Origin of the sequence: Bradyrhizobium jicamae (genome assembly GCF_001440395.1) — a bacterium.
Taxonomy (GTDB): Bacteria; Pseudomonadota; Alphaproteobacteria; order Rhizobiales; family Xanthobacteraceae; genus Bradyrhizobium; species Bradyrhizobium jicamae.
Genome location: NZ_LLXZ01000078.1, coordinates 7,509 through 16,262, shown reverse-complemented (window position 1 = coordinate 16,262; position 8,754 = coordinate 7,509). Strand labels below are relative to the sequence as shown.

At 65.8% G+C, this 8,754-nt stretch carries 10 protein-coding genes; 3 read left to right on the top strand and 7 right to left on the bottom strand.

Translation table 11 applies throughout. The annotated features are described in order from the left end of the window. The 6 genes from CQ12_RS12520 to CQ12_RS12495 all read right to left on the bottom strand — a co-directional run. On the bottom strand, window positions 1-551 hold a 551-nt coding region (locus CQ12_RS12520), incomplete at its 3' end, for a DUF2076 domain-containing protein (protein ID WP_157088173.1). 133 nt (window positions 552-684) lie between these two features. Next, entirely contained in the window at window positions 685-1,530 is an 846-nt protein-coding gene (locus tag CQ12_RS12515) for a ChbG/HpnK family deacetylase (RefSeq protein WP_057835615.1), read from the bottom strand. Further along, the gene (locus tag CQ12_RS12510) at window positions 1,527-2,573 is read right to left on the bottom strand and encodes a glycosyltransferase family 2 protein (protein WP_057835614.1); all 1,047 of its coding nucleotides are present in this window, start codon (window positions 2,571-2,573) and stop codon (window positions 1,527-1,529) included. Before CQ12_RS12510 ends, CQ12_RS12515 begins: the two co-directional genes overlap by 4 nt. 80 nt (window positions 2,574-2,653) lie before the next feature. Beyond that, window positions 2,654-3,631, bottom strand: coding sequence for an ATP phosphoribosyltransferase (gene hisG / locus CQ12_RS12505; protein ID WP_057835613.1), 978 nt, complete (start codon window positions 3,629-3,631; stop codon window positions 2,654-2,656). Continuing rightward, on the bottom strand, window positions 3,628-4,794 hold the full coding sequence (locus CQ12_RS12500; protein ID WP_057835612.1) for an ATP phosphoribosyltransferase regulatory subunit: 1,167 nt from the start codon (window positions 4,792-4,794) through the stop codon (window positions 3,628-3,630). Before CQ12_RS12500 ends, hisG begins: the two co-directional genes overlap by 4 nt. 163 nt (window positions 4,795-4,957) lie before the next feature. Beyond that, on the bottom strand, window positions 4,958-5,704 hold the full coding sequence (locus tag CQ12_RS12495) for a 16S rRNA (uracil(1498)-N(3))-methyltransferase (RefSeq protein WP_057835611.1): 747 nt from the start codon (window positions 5,702-5,704) through the stop codon (window positions 4,958-4,960). A 106-nt stretch (window positions 5,705-5,810) separates the two neighbouring features. Between CQ12_RS12495 and CQ12_RS45015 the strand changes: the two genes are divergently transcribed. The 3 genes from CQ12_RS45015 (at window position 5,811) to ubiA (ending at window position 8,178) form a co-directional block, all read left to right on the top strand. Then, a complete protein-coding gene (locus CQ12_RS45015) occupies window positions 5,811-6,338 on the top strand; it encodes a hypothetical protein (protein ID WP_083519259.1) in 528 nt (175 codons plus the stop codon). Between the two features lie 249 nt (window positions 6,339-6,587). Then, window positions 6,588-7,241 carry a hypothetical protein gene (locus CQ12_RS12485; protein WP_057835610.1) on the top strand — a complete coding sequence of 218 codons (654 nt, stop codon included), beginning with the start codon at window positions 6,588-6,590 and terminating at the stop codon, window positions 7,239-7,241. A gap of 7 nt (window positions 7,242-7,248) precedes the next feature. Beyond that, window positions 7,249-8,178 (top strand): 4-hydroxybenzoate octaprenyltransferase, encoded by a 930-nt coding sequence (ubiA, locus tag CQ12_RS12480; RefSeq protein ID WP_057835609.1) that lies wholly within the window; start codon window positions 7,249-7,251, stop codon window positions 8,176-8,178. Between the two features lie 133 nt (window positions 8,179-8,311). On the opposite strand, the gene CQ12_RS12475 is transcribed toward ubiA, so the two are convergent. After that, the coding region (locus CQ12_RS12475; RefSeq protein WP_057835608.1) for a DUF6101 family protein at window positions 8,312-8,754 on the bottom strand (443 nt) is incomplete at its 5' end.

Below are 8,754 nucleotides of genomic sequence, written 5' to 3'. Positions count from 1 at the left end.
AGCGAGCCGCCGACCACGCCGGCCGCGGCCGCCGCCGCGGTACCGAGGAACGAGCCGCCACCGCCGCCGAACGGAGGCTGTTGCGGCTGCGGCGCGCCGCCATAGGGCTGAGGCTGGCCATAGCCCGGAGGCTGGCCATAGCCGGGCTGATTGTATTGTCCGGGCGCCTGGCTCTGCTGCAGCACCTGACCGCTGTTCCAGGTCGGGCGGCTGGCCATGTCGGGCGCGCGAACGTTCGGCACCGAACCATGCGATGAACCTTGCGGCTGCTGGTTCTGTCCGAAGATCGCGTCGCGCATCGAATCGAGGAAGCCGCCGGATTGAGCTTGCTGACCCGACGTCGCCGCTTCCAGTTCCTGGATGCGCATGTCGGCGCGCTTCAGCGCCTCGTCCTGCACCAGCGTCGTCTGCACCAGCGCGTAGACCGCGTTGGGTGCGTTGCGCAGGCCCTGCATGATCGCCGACATCGCCTCCGGATCGCGCTTGGCGCTTTCCAGCTTGGTCAGCCGGTCGAAAAGATCGTCAATCAGTTGGCGTTCTTGCGGTGTCATGGCCCTCTCCCTCGCGTCACATCGTCGTCAACGCGCGGGCAAGATGTAGGGCGGGCTTTGCGTCGCAAGTAGTGGGCGGCCAAATTAAATTTTGGTATGCGACAATACGCCGGTCACATTCCCCGGATTTGCGTCAGCCCAATGTAACTTTATTCGCCGCCAGCACAGCCGCGAAAAGGTCGCTTGCGAGATACGCGTGTTCCGCCTCGCGCTGGGTGGTCAGGGGATCGAGGCTTGTGAGCGTTTCGTCGACAAAGCCGGGATGGCACATCACGAGGCTTCCCTCCGGCAGCCCTTCGAGGAACTGCCCCATCAGCGTGCCGAAATCGGGCGCGCTCGAAAAATCATAGGCGCCGGCGAAGGCCGGGTTGAACGGGATTTTGGCCTCTGTGGCGCGCTTGCGGAATTGCGCACTGAGAACGTCGAGCACCAAGGCTTTCGGCGCGCCGAGCAATTGGCCGAGCGGCTTGAGGCGTCCGCCCTGGCGGACCCAGGCGCCGGGCGCCGCCTCCTTGACCGCGCGCAGGAACGCGTCGCGCACCCCGGGGAAGAGTTGCGCGTGCTGATGGCCGTCGACGAAGTCAGGCGCGCGGCCGAACAATTCCTTGAAGGCCGCAAGCTGCGCCAACAATTCGTCTTCGATCAGGCCGGGATCGATCCGCCGCAACAGACCGGCGCGCAGCAGTTTTGGAAACGGCAGAAACAGCCCGCCGTCGACGGGACGAAAGTGCATCGTCAGCGGACGAAACGGCGCGGTCAGTGTCGCATGCAGCCCGATCGCGCAGCGCGGGCTCGCCGTCGCAGCCTCCTGCAACGCAGTGACTTCGGCGCGTCCGATCGCAGGTCCCACCACCATGACCGAGGTGGCATTGAGACGGCCGCGCGAAATCAGATCGCGGATGGCGCGGTTGACGCCTTCGGCCAGTCCGTAATCGTCGGCGCACAGCCAGATCCGGCGCGGCGGCGCGGCATCGTTCATTCGGCCGCGGTCCGTTCGCTGGCACTGGCCGTCGTCTCGCCATCGGCGCGTTTTTCGGAATGCTCGGCGACGAAGTAGATCGGACGCGCCTTCAGCTCGGAAAGGATCTTGCCGATATATTCGCCGACGATGCCGATCATGATGAGCTGCACGCCGCCGATCGTCATCAACCCGATCATCAGCGAGGGATAGCCGGGGACCTGCTTGCCGGTGGTCCAGACCTCCCAGAGAATGGTCAGGCCGAAGATGAAGGCCGTGAGTGCGAGCAGCACGCCGAGCAGGCTGGCAAAGCGCAGCGGCGCCACCGAGAACGACGTCAGTCCCTCGATCGACAGGCCGATCAGCCGGCCCGGGCTGAACGTGGTGACGCCATGCGCGCGCGGCGCCGGCTCGTAATCGACGCGGATCTGGCGGAAGCCGATCCAGTTCGACAGGCCCTTGAAGAAGCGGTTGCGCTCAGGCAACTGGCGCAGCGCGGCGGCGGCGCGCGGCGACAGCAGGCGGAAATCGCCGGCGTCTTCGGGGATCTTCTGCCGCGCGCCCCAATTGATCAGCGCGTAGAAGCCGTGCACCGCCTGGCGGCGCAGGAAAGATTCATTGTCGCGATGCGCCTTCGCCGTATATACGACGTCGTAGCCGTCATCGACCCAGTGCGAGACCAGCTTTTCGACCATATCAGGCGGATGCTGGCCGTCGCCGTCCATGAACAGGATCGCACCGAGGCGGGCATGGTCGAGCCCCGCCATCAGCGCGGCCTCCTTGCCGAAATTGCGCGACAGCGACACCACCTGGACGTCGAGCGCGTCGGCGGCCAGCGTGCGCGCGATGACAAGCGTGTTGTCGGCGCTGCCGTCGTCGACATAGACAACCTCGCAGGCCAAGCCGTATCGCGCCTTCAGCGTCCGGGCGAGGCCGATCAGCCGCTCGTGCAGCAAAGCGAGCCCCGCCGCCTCGTTGTACAGCGGCACGACGATCGACAGTCCCTTGGCCGCCGCGCTGGCGGCGGTGGTCGTCAGGCGGGAAACGTCAGAGCCAAGCGTCATCGATCAGGTCCCAGTTGGTGCTCCAAAACAGCATATGTTACTTGGCCCCGCCTGTCGCAACGATGAACGAAACGGCAGCCTTATTGCCGCAGGAACGCCTCGAGCTTGGCGAACAAGGGGTTTTCGCGGTCGAGCACATAATCCAGCGAGGCGATCGAAACCGTGTCGGCGCCGTGCTCGCGCAGGAAGCTGCCGAGCGCGTAGAGATGCATTGGCGGGCAGTGCAGCGTGAGCATGCCCGAGGAGGTCGGCCCGCCGAACGGCGCCACCACGCCGAACCGGTTATGCGCCTCCGTCAACAACGCCTCGTTGCAGCCGGCGAAACGTGTTCGCACCTCGCGGAATTTGCTGGCCCGCGCCCGCGCGGCGATGTGGTCGAGGATGACGCGCGCGGTCTCGCGGGCCTCCGTCGACCAGTCGGCTTCGCGCGACGCCACGAGGTTGGCCTGGCTGCGCAGGATGACGCCGTCGTCGAGCACCTTCAGCCCGTTGGCGGCAAGGGTGGCGCCGGTGGTGGTGATATCGACAATCAGCTCCGCGGTGCCGACCGCCGGCGCGCCTTCGGTGGCGCCGGCGCTCTCGACGATGCGGTAATCGACCACGCCGTGGGCGGCGAAGAAGTTGCGCGTCAGGTTGATGTATTTGGTTGCGACTCGCATCCGCCGGTTATGCTGGGCGCGGAAGCCGGTGGTGACGTCGTCGAGATCGGTCATGGTGCGGACGTCGATCCAGGCCTGCGGCACCGCGACCACGACATTGGCGCTGCCAAAGCCGAGGCTGTCGATCAGCAGCACGCGCTTGTCGGCATCGGGGATACTCTCGCGCAACAGATCTTCGCCGGTGACGCCGAGATGCACCATGCCGCGCGCCAGTTGCGAGGCGATTTCGCTGGCCGAGAGATAGGCGATCTCGACATTGTCGAGGCCCGCAATGGTGCCGCGATAGTCGCGCGCGCCGCGCGGCTTCGCCAGCGAAAGCCCGGCGCGGGTGAAGAACGCCTCGGCGTTTTCCTGCAGGCGGCCCTTGGAGGGAACGGCAAGAACGAAGGGGGCGGTCATGCGGCGCTCCCTTGCGAGGCGGGCTGGCCGTATTGCGTCAGGGCTTCGATCCACACCGAGAATCCAACTGCCGGTATCGGCGTCGGCGAGCCGAGCTGCGTCATCAGTCCGTCATAGCGTCCGCCCCCCACCAGCGGTTCGACGCCGTTGCCCTTCTTGTGCAACTCGAATTCGAAGCCGGTGTAATAATCGAGCCCGCGGCCGAACGAGGTGGAGAAGCGCACCAGTTTGGTGTCGATGCCGCGCGCGGCCATGAAGCCGATGCGGCTTTCGAGCTGGTCGATCGCCGCCGTTAGATCGAGCTTGGCATCTCGGGCCAGCGCGCGCAGTTGCTTGACCGATTCATCGGGGTGGCCCGCAATCGCGAGGAAGCGCTTGATGATGTCGAGCGCGTCGCGCGGCAGCGCACCGCCTTTCAAGGTTGATTGTTCGAGGAAGCGGTCGGCGATCTCGGCAACCGAGCGCCCGCCGACGATGGTGGTGCCGGCGATCGACATCAGGTCGGTCACCAGCGCCAGCGCCGCCTTGCGGTCGGAGCCGGCCAGCGCCGCCAGCACGCCCTCATACTCGTTGCGCCCGGGCGCGGTCGAGAGCGTCAGCCGCTCGATGTCCTCGGTGAGGCTGATCTTGCGGCTGAAATCCTTGATCAGCCGCCGCCGCCACACCGGATAGAGATCCAGCGCATCGATCAGGGCGTTGAACAGCGCGACGTCGCCGGTGCGGATTTCGACATCCTTCAATCCGAAGGCCGAGGTCGCTTCCAGCGCCAGCGCCAGCATTTCCGCATCCGCCGCGGCGCGGTCCTGCCGGCCGAACGATTCGATGCCGGCCTGCAGGAACTCGCTCGGCTGGCCGCCGCGATAGCGGAACACCGGCCCGAGATAGGAAAAGCCCACCGGCTGTCCGGCGCGCCCGGAGGCGAGATAATCCCGCGCCACCGGAATGGTCAGGTCCGGCCGCAGGCAGAGTTCCTCGCCGGAGGCGTCGGTGGTGAGGTACAGGCTCTTGCGGATGTCCTCGCCGGAGAGGTCGAGGAACGGCTCGGCCGGCTGCAGGATGGCCGGATGCGCCTGGACGTAGCCGCCTTGTGCAAACGACAATAGCAGCGTGTCCGCCCAGGCGGCGGACCCGGCAGCACCTCTGACGGCAGCGGTCGCGGTCATTTTACGTCCAAATAGCCGGAAAAACCGGGTTCCAGGGTTGGTTTGGGGCTCCCGGGGTTCCGGGACGCTCGTGGCGCAGGCCTTAGCATGGCCGGGGCGGCGTTTCGACAGGGATTGGCCAACTGAATTAATGGTGGGTGGCTGGACCGGACACCCCCGGTGGTTAGCCCCGCCAGTCGCCGAGCGCCGCCTGCACCAGCGCCAGCGCGGCGACGCCGGCGGTATCCGCGCGCAGGATACGCGGGCCCAGGGACAGCCGCAGCGCCTTCGGCTGCCGCAGCAACAGCGCCCGTTCTTCCTCGGCAAATCCGCCCTCGGGGCCGATCAGCACGTCGATGCCGGAGGCCGTGGCCTGCGCCGTCTGCAGCGCTTGCACCGGACCGGCGACGTCGCTCGCCTCGTCGCAAAACACCAGCAGCCGCGCCGGGTCGCGCTTGTCGAGATAACGGTCGAGCGCAACGGGCTCGGCGACCTCGGCCAGACTGAGTATCCCGCATTGCTCGGCGGCCTCGATGACGTTGGCGCGCATCCGCTCGCCATTGACCCGCGAGACCTGGGTGTGCCGCGTCAGCACCGGCTGCAGGCTCGATGCTCCCATCTCGACCGCCTTCTGCACCATGTAGTCGAGGCGGGCGTGTTTCAGCGGGGCGAAGACATAGGCGATGTCGGGCAGCCGATCCTGCGGCCGTGTCTGGGCCGCGATGATCAAACCGTCCGGCCGCTTGCGGCCCTCTATCGCCGCCCGCCATTCGCCGTCACGGCCGTTGAACACCAGGATGGTTTCGCCCGCCGAGAGCCGCAGCACGTTGCCGAGATAATTGCTCTGGTTGCGTTCCAGCGCGATTCGCTCGCCCTCCCGCAAGGGCGCGTCGACGAACAGGCGAGGGGCGTGAAAATCAAGGTCAGGCATATGTGATGGTTCCGTTTCGCGCCGGTTCTAGCCTATAAAAGCTCATAACCGGAACCTTGCTTCGATTGGACGACGTTGGGCCGCAGCGCCTTATCGGAGAAGCCTCTTGATCATCCGTCGCCTGATTATGCGACTAGCCTTTGCCGCCGCGACGCTTCACGCCGGGCAAGCATCCGCGCAAGGCACGTTTCCAGCGCCGCTACCCGGCCAGACCGAGGCGACAGCCGGCAACAGCCCGCCGATTATTGCGAGCCCTGCGTTCGGCGGCGGGCCACTGCAGCCATCAGGTGACCGCCTCGATCTCTGCATGAACAGGTTCGTTCCCTTGCGCGAGGAGGCCGAGCGGCGCGGCAAACTGATCAAGGCCGCAAGCGAGCGCAAGGCGCCTCCGGATGAAGCCTGCAAGCTGATCGGCAATTTTGGCCAGGCCGAATTGAAGATGATCAAATATGTCGAGGCCAACGCGGCCAGATGCGGGGTTGCGCCGCAGACCATCGAGCAGCTCAGAAACGGCCGCAGTAACACAGAGAGGTTGGAGAAGCAGGTCTGTGCCGTGGCGCAGCAGGCGCAGGCCCGCGGACCGGCTGGCCCGGTCGGGGACTTTGGTCACTGGATTAATCGACAATTTCCGTGACTCATCCGCGCAGCAGGCGTGCGCGAAAATCAAGGTCAGGCATCGGTAAGGTTCCGTTTTCGGGCGCTTTTAGCCTAAAGCGCTAGAATCGGGACGCTATTTTTAACTTTTGGGGCTGCCTTGCGCCGTGCTGCTGCCCCAATCCACGGGTTGTTAAGCGGCGGCAGGAATCGTAAAAAGCTATTTCGCAAATCTGCTTCGTTCGGGACACGTTGGGGATTGCCTGACCTCGCCGGAGAACCACACTTGATGATCCGCCGTCTAATTGTGCCGCTGACCGCTGCCGTCGTGACGTTCCACGCGGGCCACGTCTTTGCGCAGGGTGCCTTTCCGGCACCGCTCCCCAACCAGAGCGCTGCGCCTGCGAATTCGCCGTTTCCGCCGGTCAATGGCGCCGCGCCGTCGGCGACAGTCGGCGCGCCGTCGGCATTCCCCTCGCAAGGTGCCGCCCCGATTTCCAGCGGATTCAGCGGGCCGCCGCCGCAGGCGAGCGGTGCGGCGGACGCCTGCATGAAAGGCTTCGTTCCCCTGCGCGAGGAAGCCGAGAAGCGCGGCAAGCTGATCAAGGCCGCGAGCGAGCGCAAGGCGCCGCCGGATGAGGCCTGCAAGCTGATCAAGAATTTCGGCCAGGCCGAAGTGAAGATGATCAAATATGTCGAGACCAATTCCGCCAAATGCGGAATTCCGCCGCAGATCGCCGACCAGCTCAAGAACGGCCACAAGAACACCGAGAAGATGCAGAATCAGGTTTGTGCCGTCGCACAGCAGGCGGCAACGCGGGGACCGGCCGGTCCGAGCCTGAGCGAAGTGCTCGGCTCCTCGGCGGCGCTGCCCGAGGCGCAAGCCGTGAAGAAGGGCGGCAGCACCTTCGATACGCTGAACGGAAACGTTCTTTCGCGATGACCCTCCGATGAGCGACGCGACCGCCCGAGTTGCCGATTCGACCGGCAACTGGGTCGATACGCATGCGCCGTCCTGGTCGCGACCTTACTTGCGGCTTTCCCGTTTCGATCGTCCGATCGGCTCCTGGCTGTTGCTGATGCCGTGCTGGTGGTCGGCGGCGCTCGCTGCCGGCGTCGCGCGCGACGTCTCGTCATTGCCGCTCGTGATCGTGCTGTTCTTCATCGGCGCCTTCGTCATGCGCGGTGCCGGCTGTGCCTGGAACGACATCACCGACCGCGACCTCGATGCCAGCGTCGAGCGCACGCGCTCGCGGCCGTTGCCCGCCGGGCAGATCAGCGTGGCGCAGGCGTCGGCGTTCATGGTCCTGCAGGCGCTGATCGGATTGGCGGTGCTGCTGCAGTTCAACCGCTTCGCGATCCTGACCGGAATCGCTTCGCTCGTCATCGTCGCGATCTATCCCTTCATGAAGCGCATCACCTGGTGGCCGCAGGTCGTGCTCGGGCTGGCGTTCTCCTGGGGCGCGCTGATGGGGTTTGCGGTCACGCTCGGCCGGATCGACCTGACCGCGCTCGTGCTCTATGCCGGCTCGATCAGCTGGGTGATCGGTTACGACACGATCTATGCGCACCAGGACACCGAGGACGACGCGCTGATCGGCATCAAGTCCACCGCGCGCCTGTTCGGCGAGCGCACCCATCTGGCGCTTTCGGTGTTCTATCCGCTCGCCGTGGTTCTGATCGGCATAGCGCTGGCGCTCGGCGGCGCACGCTGGCCGGCCTGGATCGGCCTCGTCGCGTTTGCCGCGCATCTGGTCTGGCAGATCAAGCGATTGGACATCCGCGATGGCGCGCTGTGCCTGCGCCTCTTCAAATCCAACCGCGACGCGGGCCTGCTGCTGTTTGCGGGACTGCTGGTTGACGCGCTGCTGCGCGCGTAATTCCACGCTCTTGTAGGGTGGGCAAAGGAGCGCCAGCGACGTGCCCACCATCCATCATCGCGCACGCTGCTCGATGGTGGGCACGCTTGCGCTTCGCTCCACCCCATCCTACGAGACTGCAGCCACTGACGAGTTAATCCCGGGCGATGATCTCGCGTTCGTCCCGATGAACGGTCTCGGTATTGTCCAAATTGCCAAGCCGGCGGCGCACCAGGAATTTCGGGCGGCGGGCGCGGACGGCGTTATGGCGGCGGCGGCGGGCGGCCGGTTCGCGCTCGTCGTCTTCCGTCAGCAGCGGCAGTGCGAAGATGTCGCTCCACATCTGCCAGGCGGAGGCGATCTCCTCGGCATCGGAACTGACGCACAAGGGAATGTTCAGGGACGGGTCGCGATGCGCCAGCACCAGCATCTGCGCGTCGTCGTCGAGGCCGCGCCAGGCGACGCCGAGAAAGTCGCTGACGCGGACGTTGATCGCCATCCGCATGCCCTTGATGGCACGGTGCAGCACGACGCGTTCGCGATGAAGTTCTATCCTGCGCACGCCGCCGTCCGCACGGGTGTCGTGCGCCTGGAAGC

Coding starts and splice junctions, on each gene's coding strand:
- CQ12_RS12515 (WP_057835615.1), bottom strand. CDS start 1,530: ATGAACGATGCCGCGCCGCCGCGCCGGATCTGGCTGTGCGCCGACGAT.
- CQ12_RS12510 (WP_057835614.1), bottom strand. CDS start 2,573: ATGACGCTTGGCTCTGACGTTTCCCGCCTGACGACCACCGCCGCCAGC.
- hisG (WP_057835613.1), bottom strand. CDS start 3,631: ATGACCGCCCCCTTCGTTCTTGCCGTTCCCTCCAAGGGCCGCCTGCAG.
- CQ12_RS12500 (WP_057835612.1), bottom strand. CDS start 4,794: ATGACCGCGACCGCTGCCGTCAGAGGTGCTGCCGGGTCCGCCGCCTGG.
- CQ12_RS12495 (WP_057835611.1), bottom strand. CDS start 5,704: ATGCCTGACCTTGATTTTCACGCCCCTCGCCTGTTCGTCGACGCGCCC.
- CQ12_RS12485 (WP_057835610.1), top strand. CDS start 6,588: ATGATCCGCCGTCTAATTGTGCCGCTGACCGCTGCCGTCGTGACGTTC.
- ubiA (WP_057835609.1), top strand. CDS start 7,249: ATGAGCGACGCGACCGCCCGAGTTGCCGATTCGACCGGCAACTGGGTC.